The sequence below is a fragment of the Geothrix sp. genome, assembly GCF_030219325.1.
In the GTDB taxonomy this organism is placed as follows: Bacteria; Acidobacteriota; Holophagae; order Holophagales; family Holophagaceae; genus Geothrix.
On record NZ_CP126625.1, the window covers coordinates 24680 to 47062 of the forward strand.

The window sequence follows — 22383 nt, forward strand, 5'->3', positions numbered from 1 at the left end:
GTCCTCTGCCGCAAGGTGAGCTTCACCTTGTGAGATCCGTTTGCCAACTCGCTTTGTGGAAAGGATCAACCGCATGCCCTGGAATCAGAACTACGCCGCGCTGAACGGAAGCCTGCTCTTGACGGCCCTGGTGGTGGCCATCCCCATCTTCTTCCTCTTCTGGGCCCTGGCCGTGAAGCGCATGAAGGGCCACGTGGCCGGGCTCATCACGCTGCTCCTCACCATCATCATCAGCGTCGCCGTGTATCGCATGCCGATCAGCGCCGCGCTCTCGGCGTCGGCCCTGGGCATGGTGACCGGCCTGTTCCCCATCGGCTGGATCATCCTGACGGCGGTCTTCCTCTTCAACCTCACGGTTGAGTCCGGCCAGTTCGAGATCATCAAGAGCTCCATCTCGTCTCTGTCTCCGGATCGCCGCATCCAGGCCCTGCTCATCGCCTTCTCCTTCTCCGCCTTCATGGAAGGCGTGGCGGGGCAGGGCGCGCCCGTGGCGGTGGCCGCAGCCATGCTCATCGGCCTGGGCTTCCCGCCGCTGCCGGCGGCCGTCATCTGCCTGGTGGCCAACACGCCGCCTGTGCCCTTCGGCCCCGTGGGCGTCCCCACGATGATGATGTCCACCGTGACGGGCATCCCCGCCACGACCATGGCCCGCGCCGTGGGCATCGACATGGCCTTCATGGCCCTGATCATCCCCTTCTTCATGCTCGTGGTCATGGTGGGCTTCAAGCGGGCCAAGGAAGTGATTCCGGCGGCGCTGGTGGCGGGCACCAGCTACGGCGCCACCTCGCTCGTGATCTCCACCTACTTCGGGCCCGAGCTGCCCGCCATCACGGCCTCCGTGGTGTCGCTGCTCTGCCTGGTGATCTTCATCCGCTTCTGGCAGCCCAAGACCACCTGGACCTTCGAGGAGGACAAGGCCGCCAGCCAGACCGCCAGCACCACCAGCTACTCCGCGGGGCAGATCTTCAAGGCCTGGTCGCCCTTCCTCATCCTCATGGTGGTCATGGGCATCTGGGGCACCCCCGCCTTCAAGAACTACGCGGAGAAGACCCACCACTGGTTCCTGGCCGTTCCCAAGTGGCCCGGGCTGGATGGCGTCGTCTTCAAGGCCGCGCCCATCGTCGCCAAGCCCGCCGCCTATGCCGCCAGCTACAAGTGGCAGTGGCTCACGGCCCCCGGCACGGCGATGTTCCTGTCGTCCCTGATCTCCATGGTCGTGCTGGGCATCGGCCCCGCCACCGGCGGCCGGGTCTTCCTGAAGACCTTCAAGCAGCTCCGCTTCGCCCTCGTCACGCTGTCCGCGGTGATCGGACTGGGCTTCCTGGCCAACTATTCCGGCATGTCCTTCACCCTGGGCCTGACCTTCGCCGCCCTGACGGGCATGGCCTTCCCCATCTTCTCCCCGGTCATCGGCCTCATCGGCGTCTTCCTCACCGGCTCGGTGACCTCGTCCGCGGCCCTGTTCGGCAAGCTCCAGCAGGTCACCGCCATCCAGCTGGGGATGAACCCCGTGCTCACCACCTCGGCGAACCTCTTCGGCGGCGTCATGGGCAAGCTGATCTCGCCCCAGTCCATCGCCGTGGCCTGCGCCGCCGTGGGCCTGGTGGGCAAGGAGACGGACATCTTCCGGAAGACCCTCAAGTATTCCCTGATCCTCCTGGGGATCGTGATCGTCGTGGTGCTTCTGCAGGCCTTCGTCATTCCCTGGATCCTGCCCGTCGCGCCCGTCGCCAGCTGAACCGGCAACCGCAACCCCGAATCACTTAGGAGAACCCGACATGACCACCTGCGCACCCGAGACCCTGAAGGGCCTCATCGACTCGACTCCGAACGTGGCCGTACTCATCAACCTGATCGACTACTACACCCAGCGGGCGCTGCCCGAGAAGGGCGTGGACAGCGAGGTGGTCTACGAATGCCCACGCACCCAGCTGATGATCCGCACGGCCGTGAAGGGCACCACCATCGGCACCCACTTCCATACCGTCTGCGACGAGTACGTGATCGTGGTGGGTGGCAAGGGTGAGATCCTGGTGAACGGCGAGTGGAAGCCCGTGAAGACGGGCGACGTGCACGTCTGCCCCCGGGGCATCGCGCACGACACCCGGGCCCTGGAGGAGAACCTCCAGTACCTCTCGATCTTCACGCCGCACCTGCCCGCCGGCACCGACATCAATTGGCTCTAAGCACCACTCTGAGGAGGACACCCATGACCGCACTGCTTCCCAACGTCGACCCCGACGGCCTGCTCGAATTCTCCGTGGTCTACACCGACCGCGCCCTGAACCACATGTCCAAGCGCTTCCAGAACGTGATGCGCGAAATGAACCGCATCCTCAAGGATGTCTACCATGCCCAGGAGGCCGTGCTGGTGCCCGGTGGCGGCACCTTCGGCATGGAGGCCGTGGCCCGGCAGTTCGCCACGGGCAAGAAGGCCATGGTGATCCGCGATGGCTTCTTCAGCTACCGCTGGACGCAGATCTTCGACATGGGAGGGATCCCCGCCTCCCACACCGTGCTCAAGGCCCGCCGCACCGGCACGGACCGCCAGTCCCCCTGGATTCCGACGCCCATCGCCGAAGTGGTCGCCGCCATCGCCGCCGAAAAGCCCGACCTGGTGATCGCCCCCCACGTGGAAACCGCGTCCGGCATCATCCTCCCTGACGACTATATGATGGCGGTGGCGCAGGCCACCCACGCGGTAGGCGGTCTCTTCGTCCTGGACTGTGTCGCCTCCGGCTGCATGTGGGTCGACATGAAGGCCATCGGCGTGGATGTGCTCGTGACGGCCCCACAGAAGGGCTGGAGCGGCAGCCCCTGCGCCGCCATGGTCATGCTCTCCGAGCAGGCCAAGGGCGTGATGGAGGGCACCACCAGCAGCAGCTTCGCCTGTGACCTCAAGAAGTGGTCCGCGATCATGGACGCCTTCCTCAAGGGCGGCCACGCCTACCACGCCACCATGCCCACCGATGCCCTGGCCAAGGTCTGCGCGGTGATGCAGGAGATGGAGGCCTACGGCTTCGAGAAGCTGCGGACCGAGCAGGCGGAGCTGGGCGCCAAGGCCCGCCTCCTGCTGGAGAGCTGCGGCCTGCCCAGCGTGGCCGCGGAAGGCTTCAAGGCCCCGGGCGTGGTGGTGAGCTACACCACGGATCCCGAGATCCAGTCCGGGAAGAAGTTCCTGGCCGCGGGCCTGCAGGTGGCCTCCGGCGTGCCGCTGCAGTGTGACGAACCGGCGGATTTCATGACCTTCCGCATCGGCCTCTTCGGGCTCGAGAAGCTGCACAACGTGGACCGCACCGTGGCGCACCTGGCCACCGCCCTGGCCGAGATCGGCCTGCACGAAGCCGTCCAGACCCGCTAACGAAAAGCACCCGAACGGAGAAGCGCCCGGCAACCGCCGGGCGCTTTCTTTTAGCTCTTCCGGGTCCTCAGGGAAAGAGGTTTCACCGCAGATTTCTTCGCACTAGGGCGGGGCACTACATGGGCTAAAAAAATGGAACCGCGAATGGCGCGAATGCAGCGGTGATGGGCCGCCTGGGCCAACGGCCCCCAGCCGCGCCTCGCGTGGCTGGCCGAGCACGGGGCGGCGCTGCCGGCCCTCTGGAGCCGGCGAATCCGCCCCGTGCTCGGAGGCGGGGGACTGCCCGTTCGCCCTTCGCGCGCCCGAAGGGCGATTCGCGTCATTCGCGGTTGGCTTTTCTTGGCCCTGGATTCCCGGATGAACCTTCTTTGGGCCCGGGAGGGATTGCCCTACCTGCCGATGACGCCCGCCAGGGGGCTGCTGGCGCTGGCATAGAGGCGCTTGGGCATGCGCCCGCTCTCGAAGGCGAGGCGGCCCGCCTGCACGGCGAAGTCCATGGCCTGGGCCATCCTGGTGGGCTCGCCGGCTTCGGCCACGGCGGTGTTCAGCAGCACGCCATCGGCGCCCAGCTCCATGGCCAGGGCCGCGTCGGAGGCCGTGCCCACGCCCGCGTCGACGATCATGGGCAGCTTGTAGCCTTCGACCACCTCCTTGATCAGGAGCAGGGTCATGGGGTTCTGCACGCCCAGGCCCGAGCCGATGGCGCTGCCCAGGGGCATGACCGCGGCACAGCCCGCATCGCAGAGCTTCTTGGCGAGGATGGGATCGGCGTTCACGTAGGGCAGCACGACGAAGCCCTCCTTCACGAGGATCTTCGCGGCCTCCAGGGTCTCCTCGTTGTCGGGATAGAGGGACTTCGCGTCGCCGATGACCTCCAGCTTCACCCAGTCCGTGCCCAGGGCCTCCCGGGCCAGCCGCGCCACGCGCAGGGCATCCTCGCGGGTGTAGCAGCCGGCGGTGTTGGGCAGGAGGGCGATGTCCTTGGGGATCCAGTTCAGGATGTTGTCCTCGCCCTTGGCCGCCAGGTCGAAGCGGCGCACGGCCAGGGTGACCATCTGCACCCGGGCGGCCCGGTAGCAGGCCTGCATGGTGGCGAAGTCTTTGTATTTCCCGGTGCCGAGGACCAGGCGGTTGTCGAAGGTCTTGCCGGCGATGACGAGGGACATGGGGCGCTCCGGAGCACCAGTGTACCCCGCTGGGGGCCTCAGATCCGGCGCGCGGCGTCCGGACGCTGGACCGGAAAGCCGGGCACGGTGAGGCACAGGCCGAGCAGGGCCCCCCAGGCGTGGGCCGGAGGGAGCGTCTGCCAGCTGGGATGGTCGGCGAGGAAGCAGACCCCGAGGGCGCTCTCCAGGGACAGCTTCAGGGCCAGTCCACCCAGCATGAGCAGGCCCGGGGCGACGGACTCGCGGCGCATCGCCAGCCGCAGGCCCACCCAGGCCCAGAGGGCGCAGGCCAGGCCCGAGGCGCCACGGTACTGAGCGTCCCCGAGGCCGGGGAGGAGCGCCAGGCTCAGGAGGGGCGCGATCACGAGGGTGGCGAGCAGGAACCGCCCGCGGTCCTGGCGCCGAACGAGGATCGCGGGCACCGCCAGGGCCAGGGTGTTGGCCAGGGCGTGCTCCCAGCCGAAGTGGACCAGGTGTCCAGTCCACAGGCGCCAGGGCTCGCGGAGGGCCTCGGCGGTGAGGGCCAGGGGATCCATCAGGCCCGCCGCAACCGCAGGGCAACCCCGAGGATCAGCAGGGCGCCGAGTACCTCGATCCAGGAGAGGCTGCCGCCGAAGTTGCGGCCGCCGCTCTGGCGCAGGGACACGCCCTGGCGGTCCACCACATCGACATCCTTGCGGTCGCCGCTGGCGATCTCGGCCTTGAAGGAGGCCACCTCGGCGTCCAGGTTCTTGGCCAGGTCCGTCATGGCGGCCTGGAGGCCCTTGGCGGAGTGCTCGCGGAGCTGGACCTCACGGTACGCCCAGGTGGAACTGCCCTTCATCTGGCTCTGGCCGGGGGCCCGGAGCAGGAAGGTGTGGCTGGCGACATCGTAGACCGCCGCGTCGATGAGGGTGCGGGTGTCGTTGGCGTCACCCGGCAGCACGTAGGCGCCCACGACGGAGAGGTAGGTGAAGCTGTACCAGCGAGGATCCGTGTACTGGATCTGGTCCACGCTGACCAGGGCCATCACGTCCACGCCGTACATGCGGGCCACCTGGTCCATGTTCTCGAAGCCGCCGCCCGGGCGCAGGTAGGTGCTAGGGACCAGCTTGATCTCGGAGACCCAGGGCTTGTCCTTGAAGCTCTGCCTCACCACGTCCAGGAGGGGTTTCTCCTGCCCGGGAGCCAGCAGGCTCTGCACGCGCCAGGAGGCGGAACCGCCGGGCACGAAGGCGATGCCGAGCTTCAGGGGCAGCTTGAGCCGCGCCCCGGCCGGGTTTGGCGCGGGAGCGGACTTCTCCTTGGGGTAGAGGTAGTCCATGAGGCTGCTGCGGCGGACGGTGGTCTGCGGGGTGTTGCAGCCAAGGGCAGCCACGAGGGCCAAGATCGCTCCGGCGGATCGGAGCAGGTGGAAGGCGGGGGATCGCATGGGGGGCTCCTGGTTCAATACGGCAGCGTATGGTTTTTCCATACGGTATGGTATGGTAAGCTGATGGAGTCACCTGTCAAGGCCGCCATGTCCGCACCCAAGAAGAAGGCCCGATCCACCGTCCCCCTCTCCCGGGAGGCCTGGGTGAAGGCAGCCACGAACCTCATCGCCCAGGAGGGCGTGCAGGCCGTGGCGGTGGAGCCCCTGGCGCTGGCCCTGGGGGTCACCAAGGGCAGCTTCTATTGGCATTTCCAGAACCGGGACGAGCTCATCCACGCAGCGCTGGAGCTCTGGGAGCAGGATCAGAGCGCCGACGTGGTGACCCGCTATGGCGGCATCGAGGATCCCCGGCGGCGCCTGCGGGTGCTGCTCTTCGCGGCCTTCGAGGACGTGGAGAACGGGCGCTTCTTCGCCGCCCTGGCGGTGTCCAGCGAGGACCCGCGCGTGCAGCCCTACCTGCGCCGGGCCTCCGAGCGGCGGCTCGCCTTCGGGGTGGAGGCCTTCAGGGCCCTGGGGCTGACGGAGGAGGAGGCCAAGGAGCGGGCCCTGCTGGCCTATGCCGCCTACGCGGGTTACTTCCAGCTGCTCCGCACCACGCCCGAGGCCGTGGCGGCCGTGACCGACCTGAGCGGCTACGTGCGGCGGCTGGCGGATGCCCTCGTGCCGGCGAAGGCGGCCCGCAGGTCCTGAGACCCGGGCAGTTGCCACGGGGCCCCCGGCCATGGGAAGGTGGAGCTTCCGATGGAGGAGCGGTTCCCATCAGTACCGGCGGCGAGGGCGATGAACCCGATGACCCGACGGGAAAGGGGCGGATCGCCGAAGGGAACGCGGCTCATCGACGCGCCCCCTGGACGACGAGGGGAAACCCCGCCGGCTGTCGTGCCGGTCACCCGGCGCGGAGGGCCTGAGGCGCAGCGGCGGGACTCCTCCCATCGCGTTCCTGAGGGCACCGTCGGCACGCCGAGGTAGACCATGAACGCAGCCCCCGCAGACCTCCGCAGCTGGCTCAGCGCCAGGCTGATGACCCTCTGCGCCGCGGAGACCACCTCCGGCCGCGAGGATGCGGGCCTGCCCGGCCTGCGGGCCCTCCTGGGGGAGCTGGGCGCCACCGTGGTGGAGCAGCCGGTGGCCGCGGGCCGCACCAACGTGCTGGCCCTGTGGGGTCGGCCGAAGGTGCTCTTCTCCACGCACCTGGACACCGTGCCGCCCTATCTGCCCCCGCGTCTGGAGGGGGACGTGCTATTCGGCCGCGGCACCTGCGACGCCAAGGGCCAGATCGTGGCCCAGCTGGCGGCGGTGAGGACCCTGCTGGCCGCAGGCCGCGAGGGCCTCGCCTGGCTGGGCGTGGTGGGCGAGGAGACCGACAGCGCGGGCGCCGCGGCGGCCCTGGGTCTGGCGGATCGGCTTGGGGATCTGCGCGTGCTCATCAACGGCGAGCCCACGGAGCTGAAGCTGGCCACGGGGCAGCGGGGCGTGCAGCACGTATGCCTCCACTGCCGCGGCAGGGCCGCCCACAGCGGCAGCCCCCAGCTGGGCCACAACGCCACCTGGCCCCTGCTGGACTGGCTGCAGCGCCTGCGGGAGCAGGAGCGGCCCGTGGACGCGCAGCTGGGTCCCGAGCTCTGGAACCTGGGCCTGCTCCAGGCGGGCGAGGCGCTCAACTCGGTGCCCGCCAAGGCCGAGGCGCACCTCATGGCCCGCGTGGTGCCAGGCAGCACCTTCCTCGCCGAGGTGCGGCGTCTGGCCCCCCCCGAGGGTTCCGTGGACCTGCGCCTGGACGAACCCGCCGACCTCTATCCGAGCGTGCCGGGCTTCGACCAGGCGCCCATGCCCTTCGGCTCGGATGCGCCCGCGCTGCGCGCCCTGGTGCCGGATCGCACGGTGGTGCTGGCGGGGCCCGGCAGCATCACGGTGGCGCACACCCTCGACGAGCACCTGACCCTGGCCGACCTTGAGGCCGGGATGGACCTGAACCGGCGCCTGGCCCTGCATTTCCTGGGAGACTGAACCATGACCACGAAAATCCCCGTCACCGTTCTCGGCGCCACCGGTGTCGTCGGCCAGCGCTTCGTGCGCCGCCTGGCCAACCACCCGCTCTTCCGCGTGGAGCACCTCGCCGCCAGCGAGCGCAGCTCCGGCAAGCGCTACCGCGATGCCTGCGCCTGGCGCCTGGATGGCGAGGCCTATGGCGGCCTGGGCGACCAGATGATGGTGGACGGCACACCGGAGTTCGCGCTGTCGCCCGTGGTATTCAGCGCCCTGGACACGGGCCCCGCCAAGGAGCTGGAACCCCAGTTTGCCAAGGCCGGAGCCATGGTCTTCTCCAACGCCGCGGCTTTCCGCATGTCGCCCGACGTGCCCTTGCTGGTGCCTGAGGTGAACGCGCCCCACCTGGGCCTGCTGGACCTCCAGCGCCACCACCACGGCTGGAGCGGTGGCATCGTCACCAACGCCAACTGCACGGCCACCGTGCTGGTCATGGCCCTGGCCCCCCTGCACGAGGCCTTCGGCGTCGAGGCCGTGATGATGACCTCCATGCAGGCGATCAGCGGTGCCGGCTACCCCGGCGTGGCCAGCCTGGACATCCTGGGCAACGTCATCCCCTTCATCCGCAACGAGGAGCCCAAGGTCGAGGAGGAGACCCCCAAGATGCTGGGCCGCTTCACGGGCCAGGGCGTGGAACTGGCGTCCATGACCGTGAGTGCCCTCTGCCACCGCGTCCCTGTCATCGAAGGCCACACCGAGGCCGTGAGCGTGCGGCTGAAGGGCGACCCATCCATCGAAGCCGTGCGCGCGGCCTTCCTGGCCTGGAAACCCGAGCCGCAGCAGCTGGGGCTCTTCTCGGCACCCGCGGTGCCCATCCACGTCCACGACCTGGAGGACCGCCCCCAGGTTCGCCGCGACGTGGAGAAGGACGAGGGGATGAGCGTCCACGTGGGCCGCATCCGCGCCTGCCCCATCCTGGGCATCAAGTTCGCGCTGCTGGGCCACAACACGGAAAGGGGCGCCGCCGGTGGCAGCATCCTCAACGCCGAGTTGGCCCATGCGAAGGGGTACCTCCGATGATCGTCCTCAAGTTCGGTGGCAGCAGCGTGGCGGATGCCGCCTGCATGCGGCAGGTGGCGGGGCTGGTGGCGGCGGCGCTGCCCAAGGCGCCCCTGGTGGTGCTCTCGGCCATGGGCAAGACCACGAACGGCCTCTTTGATGCGGCGAAGGCCGCCGAGGCCGGCGACCTGGCCGGGGCCATGGAGCGCCAGCGGGCCCTCATGGCCGCCCACCGCAAGGCCGCTTCGGAGCTCTTCGGGGGCGCCGTGCCCGAGGCCTTGGATGTGGCCCTGACGGACTTCTTCGGGGAGCTGGAGCTGCTGCTGCGCGGCGTGGCCCTGCTCCGCGAGCTGAGCCCCCGCAGCATGGATGCCATCGCCTCGCTGGGCGAGCGGCTCTCCACGCGGATCTTCGCGGCCTTCGTGGGGGGTGCCTGGGTGGATGCCCGCACCGTGCTGCGCACGGACGAGGTGTTCGGCGAGGCCGTGCCCCAGCAGGACGCCATCCGCGCCCTGGCGGCGGAGCACATGAAGCCCCTGCTGGGCCCGGGCCGGGCCGTGGTCACCCAGGGCTACATCGGCGCCACGGAGGATGGCCTCACCACCACCCTGGGCCGCGGCGGCAGCGACTATTCCGCAGCCCTCTTCGGCGCGGCCCTGGCCGCGGAGGAAGTGCAGATCTGGACCGACGTGGAGGGCGTGCTCACCTGCGATCCCCGCATCGTGCCCGAGGCCCTGCCCATCCCCGACCTCAGCTTCGCCGAGGCCGCCGAGCTGGCGGCCTTCGGCGCCAAGGTGCTGCACCCCGCCACCATCCAGCCCGCCGTGGAAGCCCGCATCCCCGTCACGGTGCGGCACACCCAGAAGCCCGAGGGCCGCTTCACCACCATCTCGGCCGAGGTGCGCACGGGCCGCCCCATCACCGCGTTGGCGAGCCGGGGCCCCGTGACGGTGCTCACGGTGAGCAGCACGCGGATGCTGGCCCAGAGCGGCTTCCTGGCGCGGCTCTTCGAGGTGTTCGGCCGCCGCGGCGTGAGCGTGGACCTGGTGGCCACCGCCGAAGTGAGCGTCTCCCTCACGGTCGAGGCGGACGAGCCCCTCAAGGCCCTGCTGGAGGATCTGGCGGCCTTCGCCACGGTGGAGATCCACGAGCACCGTGCCATCATCGCGGCCGTGGGCGAGCGGCTGAAATCCACGCCGGGCCTGGGTGCGAAGCTGCTCACGGCCCTGGGCGACATCAACGTCGAGATGATCAGCATGGGCGCCAACGAGATCAACCTCAGCCTCGTGGTGAAGCAGGAGAGCACCGCCGAGGCCCTGCGGCGCCTGCACCGCGTGCTGGTGGGGGCGCCATGAGCCTGCGCATCGGCCTCTTCGGACGGGGGCGCCTGGGCTCGGCCATCGCGGCCGAGGTCGGGGACCTCGCCTGGCAGGTGGACCAGGGCGAGTCGCCCACGGGGCCTGTGGACGTGGCCATCGACGCCAGCGTGGCCGAGGCCGTGGAAGCGCACCTGGCCTGGGCCCAGGAAACTGGCACGGACCTGGTGATCGGGGCCACGGGCTGGACGATGCCGGATCTGGAGGCTCGCGTGGCGGGCCGCATCGGCGTGCTCACCTCCTCGAACTTCTCGCTGACGGTGGCCCTCATGACCCGCCTCGCCACGGTCATGGGCCGCTTCGCTGCCCTGGATGCGACCCGGGATCCCTACCTGGTGGAGCACCACCACCGCTTGAAGGCCGACGCGCCCTCGGGCACCGCCAAAACCCTGGCCGCGGCCGTCCTGGCCGGTTGTCCGCGCAAGACCGAGTGGACCCTGGGCACGCCTGCCGCGCACCAGCTGAACATCGGCGTCGTGCGCGCCGGAGCGGAGTTCGGCACCCATACCGTGGGCCTGGATGCCCCGGCCGAGGTACTCGAACTCACCCACACGGCGCGGTCCCGGGCCCCCTTCGCGCAGGGCGCCCTGGCGGCGGCCCACTGGCTGCACGGGCGGAAGGGGCTGTTCACCATGGCTGATCTGGCGGCGGACCTGCTCGATCCCCTATTCGTTTTCGGAGGCAAGCCATGACCCTGGATCTGTCCGGTCTCGCCGTCGCCCTGGCCACGCCCTTCACGCCCGCAGGGACGGTGGACCTGCCCGCCTTCCGGAAGCTGGTGCGTCACGTGGTGGCCGGCTGCGTGGACACGCTGGTGCCCCTGGGCACCACGGGCGAGGCCTCCACCCTGCTCGATGCGGAGCGGGATGCGGTCATCGCCGCCTGCCTGGAGGAGAGCAGCGGCCGCCCTGTGATCGTGGGCACGGGCCACAACGCCACGCAGCAGGCCGCAGCCATGACGAAGCGGGCCCAGGCGCTGGGCGCCGCGGGGGCCCTGGTGGTCACGCCCTACTACAACAAGCCGAACCCCGACGGGCTGGTGGCCCACTACGCCGTCGTCGCCGAGGCCGCACCGGGCTTCCCCCTCATCGCCTACAACGTGCCGGGCCGCACGGGCCTGAACGTGACGCCGACCGTGCTGATGCGGCTGTGGCAGAACCCCCAGGTGGTGGCCGTGAAGGAGAGCAGCGGCAGCCTCGCGCAGATCGCCGAGGTGGCCCGCACCCTGCCCCATGGCAAGACCCTGCTCTCCGGCGATGACAACCTGGCCCTGGCCTCCATGGCCGTGGGGGCCTCGGGGCTGGTCTCGGTGCTGGGCAACGTCCTGCCCGCCGAGACCGCCGCCATGATCGCCGCGGCCCGGCGGGGCAACACCCTCGAGGCTCTGCGCCTGCACCAGCAGCTGTTGCCCCTCATGGATGCGCTGTTCGTGGAAAGCAACCCGGTGCCGCTGAAGGCGGCCCTCAAGCTGCTGGGGATCGGCGAGGACATCGTGCGCCTGCCCCTCATGCCCGCCTCCGCGGCCACCCGCACCCTTCTCGCCGAGGCCCTCTGCCTCGCCACCGACGGCACCCTGCCAGGAGTGAAGTGATGGTCGTCGACCTCGATTCCATCCACGCCTTCTTCAGCCGCCCTCCCGAAGTGCTGGCGGCCGATCCCGAGGCCCCGGCCTGGCATCAGATCCTGCTGGTGGCCCTGGAGACCGGCGCCATCCGCGCCGCCGAGCGGCAGGAGGACGGCACCTGGCAGGCCAACACCTGGGTGAAGCAGGCCATCCTCTGCGGCTTCCGCCGGACGAATCTCGTGGAGATGCCGGGCCCCGGCTTCCCCATGTTCGACAAGACCGCCTACCCGGTGCGCCACTTCGGCCTGGAGGATGGCGTGCGGCTCGTCCCGGGTGGCTCCGCCGTGCGGCGCGGGGCCCACATCGCCCGCAGCGTGGTGCTCATGCCCCCGGCCTACGTGAACGTGGGCGCCTTCGTCGATGAGGGCACCATGGTGGACAGCCACGCCCTGGTGGGCAGCTGCGCCCAGATCGGCAAGCGCGTGCACCTGTCCGCCGCGGCCCAGATCGGCGGCGTGCTGGAGCCCGCGGGCGCACGCCCCGTGATCGTGGAGGACGACGCCTTCGTGGGCGGTCTCGTGGGCCTCTTCGAGGGCATCGTGGTGCGCAAGCGCGCCGTGCTGGCCTCGGGCGTGGTCATCACGGGGAGCAGCATCATCTACGATCTGGTGAACGGGCGCGAGCTGCGCCAGGAGGTGCCGGAAGGCGCCGTGGTGGTGCCGGGTTCCCGCCCCGCCTCGGGCGACTATGCCAAGGCTCACGGACTGCAGCTGGCTGCGCCTTGTATCGTGAAGTACCGCGATGACAAGACCGACGCGGCCACCGCCCTGGAACAGGCCCTGCGCTAGTCCACGCCAGAGGGAAGACAAATGATTACCGCCAAGACACCAAGGCGCCAAGAACTGCAAATGCCCTTTCTGTTTCTTTCCTTGGCGTCTTGGCGTCTTGGCGGTGAGTCTTTTTCAAGCGCTTGTCTCGTATGGAACCTTCCATGATCCCCGCCGACCGCCTATCCCTTCTGAAGCCCTCGCCCATCCGCGCCATCACGGATGGCACGCCGCCCGGGGCCATCCCCCTGGGCCTGGGCGAGCCCACTTGGGACCTGCCGGAGGTGGCCCGCAAGGCCCTGCTCCGCGAGCCCGGCCCCTGCGCCTACGTGCCCCACGTGGGCCTGCTGGAATTGCGCCGTGCCGTGGCCGCCTTCCACGGCGCCCAGGTGGACGAGGTGCTCATCACCACGGGTTCGCAGGGGGCGCTGTTCTCCCTGTTCCAGGCCTGGGTGGAGCCCGGCACCCAGGTGCTGATGCCCGATCCCGGCTTCGTGGCCTACCCGGCCCTGGCCCGCATGGCCGGCGCCGAGCCCGTGACCTACCGGCTCTCCGCCGACCGCTTCCGCCTGGACGCCGACGAGCTCATCCGCGTGCTGGACGCCACGCCCGGCGCCTCCGCCGTGATCCTCAACCTGCCCTCCAATCCCACGGGCGGCGGCGGTGACCTCACGGCCCTGAAGCGCGTGGCCGATGCCTGCACGGCCCGGGGCGTGCTGCTCATCTCCGACGAGGTATACCGCGACCTGCACTTCGGCGTGCGTGCGCCCAGCCTGCGGGACGTCACCGACCGCGGCGTGGTGACCAGCTCCGTGAGCAAGGGCTGGGGCGCGCCGGGCCTGCGGGTGGGCTGGGCCGTGGGCGATCCCGCCTGGCTGCTGCCCGCCCGCGTGGTGCATGGCTACGCGGTCACCGGCACCGCCACCCCGGCCCAGTGGGCCGCGCTGGCCCTCCTCGAACACTCCGACACCGTGCTGGCCGAGGCCCGAGCCGCCGTGCAGCTGCGCTGGCAGGCCCTCGCCGAGGCCCTCCGCGAGGAGCTGGGCCACGCCGTGACCCCGCCCGACGGCACCTTCTACCACTTCATGCCCCTGCCCCCCACGGCCCACGCCGATCCCCTGGCCTTCTGCCTGCGCCTGCGCGACGAGGCCAAGGTGGTGCTCATCCCCGGCCTCGCCTTCGGCGAAGGCGGCCGCGGCCACGCTAGGCTCAGCTTCGCCGCCACGCCGGAGCAGCTGAAGGAGGGTGTGCGGCGCTTGGCGCCGTACTGGACGTCATAACGAGGGTTGCCTGCTGTCTAGGCCCATTCCAAGAACGGAGTCAGAATCTCCTACATGGCCAATCTTCCACCCAAACCATCCGAACAGACCTTTCCTGGCGGATCTAAGTCCCGTGTCAATCGCGCCGGAGAAAAGGTTCGGGTGAATCTCGCAACGAGTGATGACCTTCACGTCATCGACGAGTGGCGGGCGGCGCATCGTGCGGTTCTAAATACATTTAAGGCCATCCTCATCCAACGTGGCCGAGGAAAGGGGATCATCTTTGCTCAAAGACACAAGCGTAAGCGCACGATCTTCGACAAATTAAAACGATTTCCCGGCATGAATCTATCTCGAATGGACGACGTGGCGGGCTGCCGCCTCATATTCAAAAGCATTAAGGAGCTTTATTCGTTCAGGGAGAAATTTCATCAAGCTCGATTCAACCATAAGAGAAGAAATTCGGATGAAAAGGACAAATACGACTACATCAAAAAGCCCAAAGAAACGGGCTATCGCGGTGTCCACGATGTATACGAATACGACGTCAACTCTGTTGTAGGTCGGCCTCTCGCGGGGCTCTATGTTGAAATCCAGTACCGCACCCTTGTACAACACGCATGGGCAACCACGGTCGAGGTGATCGGGTTCATTACTGAAAGCCAACCAAAATTTCAACAAGGCGACACGAGATTTGAGCATGCCATGCAAATGGCAAGTGAGCTTCTGGCTCGTGCTCATGAGCGAATGAAGGGCCCACTGCCTGAAATATCAGATCGTGACCTTGTTGCTCAGTTTCTAGCTGCAGATCAAGAGTTAGGCTTGTTGCAAATGCTGCGTGGGTTGAATGCCGCAGACAAGGTCGTATCGTCAAAGAGAAATGCAATTTTGATTTTTTCAGAAGGGAAACCCCTTGAGGTAAAACAGTACCGCGATGCAACTGATGCGCTTCGTGCGCTGTTTGACCTTGAAAAGCAGATGCCTGATCGAGACATCGTACTTGTTCGCGCAGACACCGGCGAGGAGGTTCGATTGGCATTCAAGAACTACTTCTCAGATGCTCGAGACTTCATTCGTTTAATTGAGGATGCGTGCACTAAGCTCACCAAGGCAAAGAACCTCCTCGACGTATCGTCCTTCAAGGCAGGACAGTCTTAATCACGAGCGTGACTAGGCGAAACACAAGCAATCAACTCTGCACGCCCACCAGGTTGAACTTGAAATGAAACCTCTTTTTCCCCTCGAGGACGCCACCTGCCGCCACCTCGCGGAAGCCCACGGCACGCCCTGCTTCGCCTACTCCGCCGCGGCAGCGGCGGAGCAATTCTCCTCACTACGCAAAGTAATGCCCCCCCGGATGCGTCTGGCCTACGCGGTGAAGGCCAACCCGCACCGGGACCTGCTGGCCTGCTTCGCGGCCCTGGGCGCCAGCTTCGACTGTGCGTCGATCGGTGAATTGGAGCGGGTGGAGGCGCTGGGGCTGCCGCCCGGCCGCACCTTCTTCGCGGGGCCGGGCAAGCGGGAGGCGGAGTTGAAGAAGGCCCTGGCCATGGGCGTGCGGGTCCAGGCCGAGGGCTTCGAGGACCTGGCGCGCCTCGACGTGCTGGTGGACCGCGAGACCGCCGTGAACCTGCGGGTGCACCCCGCCTTCGACATCGACGAGGGCAACCGCATCATCGGCGGCAGCGGGCCCTCGGCCTTCGGCGTGGACGAGGAGGCTGTGCCCGCCCTGCTCCAGAAGGCCGCGAACCTGCGCCACGTGCGCATCCGCGGTCTGCACGTGTTCGCCGCCAGCAACCAGCGCGACGCGGCCAAGCTGCTGGCCATCCACGGCGCGGTGCTGTCCCTGGCGCAGCGCCTGCACGAGGCCCACGGATTGGCCTTCGAGCAGATCGATCTGGGCGGTGGCCTGGGCATCCCCTACGCGTCGGAGCAGGCCCCGCTGGACCTCGCGACCCTGGGGCGCGGCCACGCCGAGCTGCTGGCGCGGCATCCCTGGTTCACGGGTGAGCTGATCCTGGAGCCCGGCCGCTTCCTGGCGGGGCCCTGCGGCATGTACCTGGCCCGGGTGGTGCGGATCAAGGAGAGCCGCGGCACGCGCTTCGCCATCCTGGAGGGCGGCATCAACCACCTGATCCGCCCCCTGCTCACGGGCGAGCCCTTCCCCGTGAAGGCCGTGGGCAAGGGCGAAGGCTCCGTGCAGTACACGCTGGCCGGGCCCCTCTGCACCAGCCTGGATCGCCTGGGGGAGGCGCGCCTGCCGGAGCTGGCCGCGGGCGATCTGCTGGCCTTCGGCAGCACCGGCGCCTATGGCCTGAACGAAGGCATGACCCACTTCCTGAGCCATCCGGTACCGCCAGAAGTATGGGTAGGTTGAGCTAGCTGAGCAGCGGGATCCAGGCGGGCTGCTGGTTCTTGGGCAGGGCCTTCACCTTTTCCAGGAGCTTCAGGCGCACCTGCCAGATCTTGTCGCCGGGGAAGAGGGCGCGGCCCCGCAGCAGGTCCTCCTCGGCCTCGTCCCACTTGGCCTGGCTGGCGTGGGCGAAGCAGAGGGTGAGGTGCAACCGCCCCGCCCGGCTGCGCAGATCCGCGCTGTCGGGCTGGGCGCGCAGCAGCGCGTCCACCACCTTGCGGGCAGCCTCGAGGTCGCCGTTCTGCAGGTGCTTCTGGAACTCGGGCAGGCTGGCGCCGCTGACCCCGCCCGCGAGGCCGGCCCGCGCCTTCTCCAGCAGCTGGGCGCCGGCGGCATCGTTGGGGCTGGCTTTCACCAGGGCCTCGGCCCGCAGGTAGGCGCGCAGGGGATCGGCGCCCATGGCGCTCTCGGCCTCCTGCCGCAGGGCGCCGGGGGATTCGGTCAGGTCGGGGGCCTGGGCCTGCTGGGCCACGGGGGCCACGGCGGCAGCCCGGGCGGCGCGGACCTCCTCCTTCAGGGCCTGGTCCTTGCGGTAGCCGTGGACGAGGGCCAGCACCACGATCACGGCCAGCAGGCCGCCGCCGATGGCCGCGAGGAACTTGGGCTCCCTCAGCCAGGGCATCTGCTCGGTGGCCTCCCGCAGGCGGTCCGGTAGGGAGGGGCCCTCCCGGGGGGCGGTGGAGGTCTGCTGCAGGGCGGCCGGGGGCTCGACGCCCTGGGGCTCGCCGGGAGCCGGGTAGTCGTCCACGGCCATGGCGATGCGGCCCTGGGCATCCAGGGTCATCACGGGGGCCGCGGGGCGGGTTTCGGGCGCGGGGCGGCCGGCGGGCTTCCGGCAGCGCTCCAGGCCGTTCAGGGCCCGGGCGTTGCCCGGATCCAGGCGCAGGGCCTGCTGGAAGGTGAAGGCGGCCTCCTCGTGGCGCTGGAGGCTGAGCAGGTGTTCGGCCTGCCGGAGCTTCAGGTCGAGGCTGTCGGGTTCCACGGGGGCGGTGGGAGCGGACGCCGGAGCCGTCAACGCCGAGGTGGCCTGGCCCACCTCCTTGCGGGCCTCCCGCAGGTAGCCCGCGATCTCGTGCCGCTCAGGTTCCAGGGCGAGGATCCGCTCCCACTTGGTGATGGCCTCTTCGGTCAGGCCCATGTCGTAGAGCTGGACGGCCTCCCGCAGCAGCTTGTCGATGTCCTCATCGGCATGATGGGCCGCCACGGACACGGGGGCCGGAGCGGGCTCGGCGTGGATGGGCCCCAGGCCCAGCTCGCGGCGGGCCCCGTTGGCGTAGCCCCGGGCGAGGGCGTGGGCCGGATCCAGCGTCAGGACCTGGTCCCATTTCTTCAGGGCGTCCTGGAGCTGGCCCATGTCGTAGAGGGTGCAGCCCTCGGCCAGCAGGCGCTCGGGATCCAGCTGGCCCGTGATCACCTTCGGCGGCTCCGCCACGGCGGCCAGGGCCGCCTCCGGCGACGTGGAGCGAGGATCCGCCTGGACTGGGGCCGGAACCGGCGCGGGGACGGGCTCGGGTGCGGGCGGGGGCTCGGGTGCGGCCACAACCGCCGGCTCGGGCTCGGGCTCGGGCTCGGGGGGAGCGGGCGGCGCGGCCTGGGCGGCGGCCTCCCGGAGGGCCAGGAGGTGCTGCTTCACGGCAAGCAGGCGCTCCCTGGCTTCGCCGTGGGTGGGGTTCTGCTTGAGGATGGCCTGCCAGATCTGTCCAGCCTTGACGACCTCCCCCTGGGCGAAGAGATCATCCGCCTGGCGGAGGTAGGGCGCGTAGGGATCGGTGGTCATGGTGTCTTTCGCGGTCAGTGCAGCGGGAACTCTTCCGTGTTGCGCACCAGGAGCATGAAGGTGCTGTTCCCGCAGGTGAATTCCTGCTGGCTGATGAGCTGGACCGGGCCCGTGATGCGCTCGCCGTTCACCAGGGTGCCGTTGGTGGACTGCTGGTCGCTGATCCACACCGTGCCGTCCTTGTGGATCTCCAGCAGGGCGTGCCGGCGCGAGGTCTCCGGATCGCGCGTGACCACGTCGCCCTCCTCCCGGCCGATGACGATCTGGGGCTGCTCGAGGACCTGCACGGTGGAGGCCTGGGGCCCGGTCAGGAAGGCCAGGGTGAACTTCAGGCCCGGGGGCATGCCCGGCACCTGGAGGCCGGCGGCCACCAGCATGGCTTCCCGGTCCCGCTTGGCGGTGGTGCGGGCCGCGGGGATGGGTGTGGGGGGCGTGGGCTCGGCTTCGGGCATGAAGGCCGGCATGGGATGGGCGAGGGTGCCGTCCAGGGGTGCCTGGGCCAGGGCCGGATTGGCCACTTCGAAGACATGGCTGCACTTGGGGCACTTGAACCGCTTGCTCCGGGCGGCACCGAAACGGCCGTCATCGTACTGGAAGCGGGCCTGGCAGGCCGGGCACACCACAATCATCGAGCCCCCGTGAAGCTTTTGAAGTGTACCTACTTCTTGCGCGTGGCGAAGAAGCTGAATTCACTGCGCAGGGGGATGCCCTCCGGCAGCTTGAAGCCGATGACCCCGGAGGGCAGGGCCTGGTTGATCCTCAGGGCGCCCAGCTCCAGGAACCAGGAATCCCCGCTGCGCTCGATCCACTGGATCTGGCGCGGCAGCCAGGTCTCCTTATCCACCCAGAGGTTGAGGGCCTGCATCCGCTTGCGCAGGGACAGGGTGCGGGGGGCGAGGGCCAGGAACCAGGTGTTGGAGCCGTCCTTCGCCTCGCTCAGCGAGATCTGGAAGTAGTCGGAGAGGTAGCTGAGTTTCTGGCCGAGGCCGAGGAACTTGCGGTCGGAGTTCTTGATGAGGCCGATCTTCATGAGCTCGCCTTCGCGGGCCTCGGGGCTGTACGAGATGAGGGCCTTGGGGGTGAGGTGCAGGACCAGGTCTTCCGGGGGCTGGAAGGCGAAGTGGGCGAAGTCGGAGCCCTGGAGGTACATGGTGCCCTTGGTGACCGAGGGCGTCTTCAGCAGGGCCCGGCGCAGGGTGAGGGTGAAGGGGCACTGGAGGGTCTGGACCTGGGCCTGGGCAGCATCGAAGCGCTCCACCACCTCCTTCAGGGGGGGCGGGGCCTGGCCGGCCAGGGGCAAGGCGAGGAGGAGCAGGGCGAGGGTGGATCGGAACATGGAGGCTCTCAGGCGGGTGCGGCGGACAGGCTCAGGGGTTCCCGCTGGTGGGCCACGTGCAGGGCCACGGCGCTGCCCCGCAGAACCTCCTCCGCGGCGAAGCGGGCCAGGTCGGGATGGTTGTTGGACTCGCTGAGGTGGGCGAGGACGAGGGCCTTCAGCCGGGGCGAGCAGACCCGGGCCAGCAGCTCGGCCATGGACGCGTTGCTGAGGTGACCCACCCGGCTGAGGATGCGGGCCTTGAGCTGGGGCGGATAGTCGCCCTCGCGCAGCATGTCCACATCGTGGTTGGCCTCCAGCACCAGGAGGTCCAGGTCCTGCAGGTGGTCAGCCACCAGGGCCGTGGGGTGCCCCAGGTCCGTGACCACGGCGCAGGCGACCCCGCCGGCCTCGACCCGGAAGGCCACGGGATCGGCGGCGTCATGGGGCAGGGCGAAGGGCAGCACGCGCCAGCCCTCCCAGTCCAGGGCCCGGCCCGCTTCCAGCGCGATCCAGCGCTCGGCGGGGATCTGGACGCCCTGGGCCCACTCCGCCGCCCGCCGCGTCTCCGGCGTGGCGAGGATGGCCCAGTCCGTGCGGCGGAGGATGACGCCCAGGGCCCCCACGTGGTCGGAGTGCTCGTGGGTCAGGGCCAGGGCCCGGACCTCGCCGCCCTGCAGGCCCAGTCCGTCGAGGCGCTGGCGGATCTGGCGCAGCGAGATGCCGGCGTCGATGAGCAGCGTCCGTCCGCCCTCGGACAGGGCGTGGCAGTTCCCCTTGGAACCGGAGGCGAGCGCCGCATAGTGCATGGCTCAGCATAACGCTTACACTGTCGGCATGAGCCCGACGCCGACCCCCACCCTGCGCCCCTCCAAGCCCGCCGACCTCGAGACCCACGTGGCCCATCGCGTCGCCATGTTCCGCGACATGGAGATGGGTTCGGAGGAGGGCCTCAAACGCATGGCGGAGGCCTTCCGGAACCAGCTGCGCGGCTGGCTGGTGACGGGCCAGTGCCGGGGCCTGGTGCTGGAGGAGCAGGGCCGCATCGTGGCCAGCGTGCTGATGCTCATGAAGGACACGCTGCCCACGCCGGTGACGCCGCTGTCCGTGCGGGGCTACCTGTTCAACGTCTACACCGAGCCCTCCCACCGGCGCAAAGGCTTGGCCGCCCGCCTCACGGACGCGGCCCTGGACCTGGCCCGGGACCTGGGCATCGAGATCGTGGAGCTGCACGCCAGCCTGGAAGCCGAGGGCATGTATCAGCGCATGGGCTTCGTCCCCACCAGCGAGATGCGCCTGGTGATGGGCGCGGGCATCAAGACGCCGAAGCAGTGGAAGCATCGCCGCTAGGAATCGTTCCCTTCCAGCGCCACAGCAGCAGGATGAAGGCCCCGCACACCAGGGCGCAGGGCAGGCTGGCCTCCAGGCCGAAGGCGCCGCCGGTGAGCCACTCGGGCTTCCCGTGGAAGATGGGCGTCCACAGCCCCGGGGTGTCGGTGGTGCCGCTGACGCCGAAGCCGAGCAGGCTGCCCTGGGCCCAGTTCCAGCCCAGGTGCACGCCGATGGGCAGGGCCAGGCTCCGGGTCCGCAGGTAGCAGAAGCCCAGCAGGATGGCCGCCAGCCCGATGTTCAGGGTGGCCCAGACCCGCGTGGCCCCGTGCATGCCCGGGTTGCCCCAGTGGCCCAGCGCGAAGAGCGCCGCGAAGACCAGCTGGCCCACCCAGGTGCCCGCGCCCTCCACCAGCCGCTGGAAGGGGAAGCCGCGGGACATGATCTCCTCGAAGAAGGCCACGCCGAGGAAGGCCCAGGCCGCCGCGAGCAGCTGCCGGGGGCCGATGCCCGCCGCCCGCTCCCAGTGGAAGCCATCCAGGCCCTTCACGATGAGGGCCGTCACCAGGATGAGGAGGATGCCACCCAGGGTGCCCGCCACCAGCTCGCCGAGCCAGCGGGGCCCCAGGCGAAAGCCCAGGTCGCGAAAGGAGCGCTTCTCGAGCCGCACGCAGACGAAGCTGGCCAGGGCCACGATCGCGGCGTTGATCCAGACGACGACGCCCATGCCCATGCGGGGCACGTGGAGGGCCTTGGCGATCAGGCTGAAGGCCAGGCCCAGGGCGGGGAACAGCACCATGAACCCCAGCGCCTTCCAGCCGCTGCGGACGGAGCCCTGCTCGTTGATGAAGCACGTGGCGAGCCATGCGGGCATGAATTCTCCTGGAGAGCGGGGCTACGGCCTGGGCCCCCGTGGCGTTGAGTCCTACATCACGCTCTGGGTCTCGGCGAAGGTGCGGGAGATCTCGAGGAAGATCTTCTCCTCGTTGGGCTTCAGGGCCACCGCGCGGGCGAACCAGGGGGCCGCCTTCTTGCGCTGGCCGGCCACCAGCAGGGCCCGGCCGAACTGAAGGAAGCGCTGCCAGTCGCCCTTCTCCAGGGCGGCCAGCACGCCCATGTAGCGCTCGGCCTCGTTCACCAGGCCCACTTCCGCGAGATCCACGCCGGCTTGGGTGATGGCGTCCTTGTTCTTGGGATCCCGCTGGACGATCTTCTCGTAGCTCTCCAGGGCCTCGGTCTTGTAGCCGTGCTTCAGCCAGGCCACCGCGATGAGGCGCAGCACCTCGCCGTCCTTGGATTCGCGGGTCTCGGCGTCCTTGAAGGCCGCCTCGGCCCTGGGCTTGTCCAGGGCCGCCAGGTAGGCCCGCCCGCACTCGGCGAGGTACTTCGCGTCCTTGGGCTTGAGGGCCCGGGCCTTGTCGGCGCAGCCCGCGAGGACAGCCCGCCGGTCGCCCGCGAAGAAGGCTTCGTCGAATGTGGGGGGCGCCTGGGCTTGGGCGCAGAGACCAAGGGCCGTGAAGAGCAGAGCAGTGAGGCGCAT

The 22383-nt window shown here is 69.3% G+C and carries 23 protein-coding genes and 1 riboswitch; of the genes, 14 read left to right on the forward strand and 9 right to left on the reverse strand.

The annotated features are described in order from the left end of the window. Positions 1-73 precede the first annotated feature (73 nt). Genes QOZ81_RS00105 through QOZ81_RS00115 form a run of 3 tightly spaced genes read left to right on the forward strand, consistent with a single transcriptional unit; the run spans position 74 to position 3361 of the window. Entirely contained in the window at positions 74-1738 is a 1665-nt protein-coding gene (locus QOZ81_RS00105) for an L-lactate permease (RefSeq protein ID WP_291203473.1), read from the forward strand. 40 nt (positions 1739-1778) lie between these two features. After that, a complete protein-coding gene (locus QOZ81_RS00110) occupies positions 1779-2186 on the forward strand; it encodes a cupin domain-containing protein (protein WP_291203471.1) in 408 nt (135 codons plus the stop codon). Positions 2187-2209: 23 nt separating this feature from the next. Continuing rightward, the gene (locus tag QOZ81_RS00115) at positions 2210-3361 is read left to right on the forward strand and encodes an aminotransferase class V-fold PLP-dependent enzyme (RefSeq protein ID WP_291203468.1); all 1152 of its coding nucleotides are present in this window, start codon (positions 2210-2212) and stop codon (positions 3359-3361) included. A gap of 389 nt (positions 3362-3750) precedes the next feature. On the opposite strand, the gene QOZ81_RS00120 is transcribed toward QOZ81_RS00115, so the two are convergent. From QOZ81_RS00120 to rhlP, 3 genes are read right to left on the reverse strand one after another with little or no spacing between them, the layout of a single operon-like run. Beyond that, positions 3751-4527: a thiazole synthase gene (locus QOZ81_RS00120; RefSeq protein WP_291203465.1), complete on the reverse strand. Its 777-nt coding sequence runs from the start codon at positions 4525-4527 to the stop codon at positions 3751-3753. A 38-nt stretch (positions 4528-4565) separates the two neighbouring features. Then, on the reverse strand, positions 4566-5063 hold the full coding sequence (locus QOZ81_RS00125; protein WP_291203462.1) for a rhomboid family intramembrane serine protease: 498 nt from the start codon (positions 5061-5063) through the stop codon (positions 4566-4568). Further along, positions 5063-5938 (reverse strand): rhombotarget lipoprotein, encoded by an 876-nt coding sequence (gene rhlP, locus QOZ81_RS00130; RefSeq protein WP_291203459.1) that lies wholly within the window; start codon positions 5936-5938, stop codon positions 5063-5065. The genes QOZ81_RS00125 and rhlP overlap by 1 nt, the downstream gene beginning before the upstream one ends. A gap of 87 nt (positions 5939-6025) precedes the next feature. Here rhlP and QOZ81_RS00135 point away from each other — a divergent pair, with 87 nt between their 5' ends. The 10 genes from QOZ81_RS00135 to QOZ81_RS00180 all read left to right on the forward strand — a co-directional run bounded on the left by QOZ81_RS00135 (position 6026) and on the right by QOZ81_RS00180 (position 16386). After that, complete coding sequence (locus tag QOZ81_RS00135; RefSeq protein ID WP_291203457.1) at positions 6026-6628, forward strand: TetR/AcrR family transcriptional regulator; 603 nt, start codon at positions 6026-6028, stop codon at positions 6626-6628. A 44-nt stretch (positions 6629-6672) separates the two neighbouring features. Then, positions 6673-6852: riboswitch (Lysine riboswitch) on the forward strand. 58 nt (positions 6853-6910) lie between these two features. Continuing rightward, positions 6911-7945, forward strand: a complete 1035-nt coding sequence (locus QOZ81_RS00140) for a M20/M25/M40 family metallo-hydrolase (protein WP_291203454.1) — start codon at positions 6911-6913, stop codon at positions 7943-7945. A gap of 3 nt (positions 7946-7948) precedes the next feature. Then, entirely contained in the window at positions 7949-9004 is a 1056-nt protein-coding gene (gene asd / locus QOZ81_RS00145; RefSeq protein ID WP_291203452.1) for an aspartate-semialdehyde dehydrogenase, read from the forward strand. Continuing rightward, a complete protein-coding gene (lysC, locus tag QOZ81_RS00150; RefSeq protein ID WP_291203450.1) occupies positions 9001-10338 on the forward strand; it encodes a lysine-sensitive aspartokinase 3 in 1338 nt (445 codons plus the stop codon). The genes asd and lysC overlap by 4 nt, the downstream gene beginning before the upstream one ends. Then, positions 10335-11051 carry a 4-hydroxy-tetrahydrodipicolinate reductase gene (locus QOZ81_RS00155; protein ID WP_291203447.1) on the forward strand — a complete coding sequence of 239 codons (717 nt, stop codon included), beginning with the start codon at positions 10335-10337 and terminating at the stop codon, positions 11049-11051. The genes lysC and QOZ81_RS00155 overlap by 4 nt, the downstream gene beginning before the upstream one ends. After that, a complete protein-coding gene (gene dapA / locus QOZ81_RS00160) occupies positions 11048-11950 on the forward strand; it encodes a 4-hydroxy-tetrahydrodipicolinate synthase (RefSeq protein WP_291203444.1) in 903 nt (300 codons plus the stop codon). Before QOZ81_RS00155 ends, dapA begins: the two co-directional genes overlap by 4 nt. After that, a complete protein-coding gene (locus QOZ81_RS00165) occupies positions 11950-12771 on the forward strand; it encodes a 2,3,4,5-tetrahydropyridine-2,6-dicarboxylate N-succinyltransferase (RefSeq protein WP_291203440.1) in 822 nt (273 codons plus the stop codon). Before dapA ends, QOZ81_RS00165 begins: the two co-directional genes overlap by 1 nt. 143 nt (positions 12772-12914) lie before the next feature. Beyond that, the gene (locus QOZ81_RS00170; RefSeq protein WP_291203437.1) at positions 12915-14030 is read left to right on the forward strand and encodes a pyridoxal phosphate-dependent aminotransferase; all 1116 of its coding nucleotides are present in this window, start codon (positions 12915-12917) and stop codon (positions 14028-14030) included. Positions 14031-14084: 54 nt separating this feature from the next. After that, positions 14085-15167 (forward strand): RelA/SpoT domain-containing protein, encoded by a 1083-nt coding sequence (locus tag QOZ81_RS00175; RefSeq protein WP_291203433.1) that lies wholly within the window; start codon positions 14085-14087, stop codon positions 15165-15167. A 64-nt stretch (positions 15168-15231) separates the two neighbouring features. Further along, a complete protein-coding gene (locus QOZ81_RS00180) occupies positions 15232-16386 on the forward strand; it encodes an alanine racemase (protein ID WP_291203430.1) in 1155 nt (384 codons plus the stop codon). Position 16387: 1 nt separating this feature from the next. Here QOZ81_RS00180 and QOZ81_RS00185 read toward each other — a convergent pair whose 3' ends face one another. Genes QOZ81_RS00185 through QOZ81_RS00200 form a run of 4 tightly spaced genes read right to left on the reverse strand, consistent with a single transcriptional unit; the run spans position 16388 to position 20323 of the window. Further along, positions 16388-18199: a tetratricopeptide repeat protein gene (locus QOZ81_RS00185; RefSeq protein WP_291203427.1), complete on the reverse strand. Its 1812-nt coding sequence runs from the start codon at positions 18197-18199 to the stop codon at positions 16388-16390. Between the two features lie 14 nt (positions 18200-18213). Next, positions 18214-18828, reverse strand: a complete 615-nt coding sequence (locus QOZ81_RS00190) for an FHA domain-containing protein (RefSeq protein ID WP_291203424.1) — start codon at positions 18826-18828, stop codon at positions 18214-18216. A gap of 29 nt (positions 18829-18857) precedes the next feature. Further along, on the reverse strand, positions 18858-19535 hold the full coding sequence (locus QOZ81_RS00195; protein WP_291203420.1) for a LolA family protein: 678 nt from the start codon (positions 19533-19535) through the stop codon (positions 18858-18860). 8 nt (positions 19536-19543) lie between these two features. Continuing rightward, complete coding sequence (locus QOZ81_RS00200) at positions 19544-20323, reverse strand: MBL fold metallo-hydrolase (protein WP_291203417.1); 780 nt, start codon at positions 20321-20323, stop codon at positions 19544-19546. Between QOZ81_RS00200 and QOZ81_RS00205 the strand changes: the two genes are divergently transcribed. Continuing rightward, entirely contained in the window at positions 20322-20864 is a 543-nt protein-coding gene (locus tag QOZ81_RS00205) for a GNAT family N-acetyltransferase (protein ID WP_291203414.1), read from the forward strand. The two genes, QOZ81_RS00200 and QOZ81_RS00205, sit on opposite strands and share 2 nt — an antisense overlap. Here QOZ81_RS00205 and QOZ81_RS00210 read toward each other — a convergent pair. Then, positions 20830-21717, reverse strand: coding sequence for a CPBP family intramembrane glutamic endopeptidase (locus QOZ81_RS00210; protein WP_291203411.1), 888 nt, complete (start codon positions 21715-21717; stop codon positions 20830-20832). The two genes, QOZ81_RS00205 and QOZ81_RS00210, sit on opposite strands and share 35 nt — an antisense overlap. Positions 21718-21768: 51 nt before the next feature. Then, on the reverse strand, positions 21769-22383 hold the full coding sequence (locus QOZ81_RS00215) for a tetratricopeptide repeat protein (protein ID WP_291203408.1): 615 nt from the start codon (positions 22381-22383) through the stop codon (positions 21769-21771).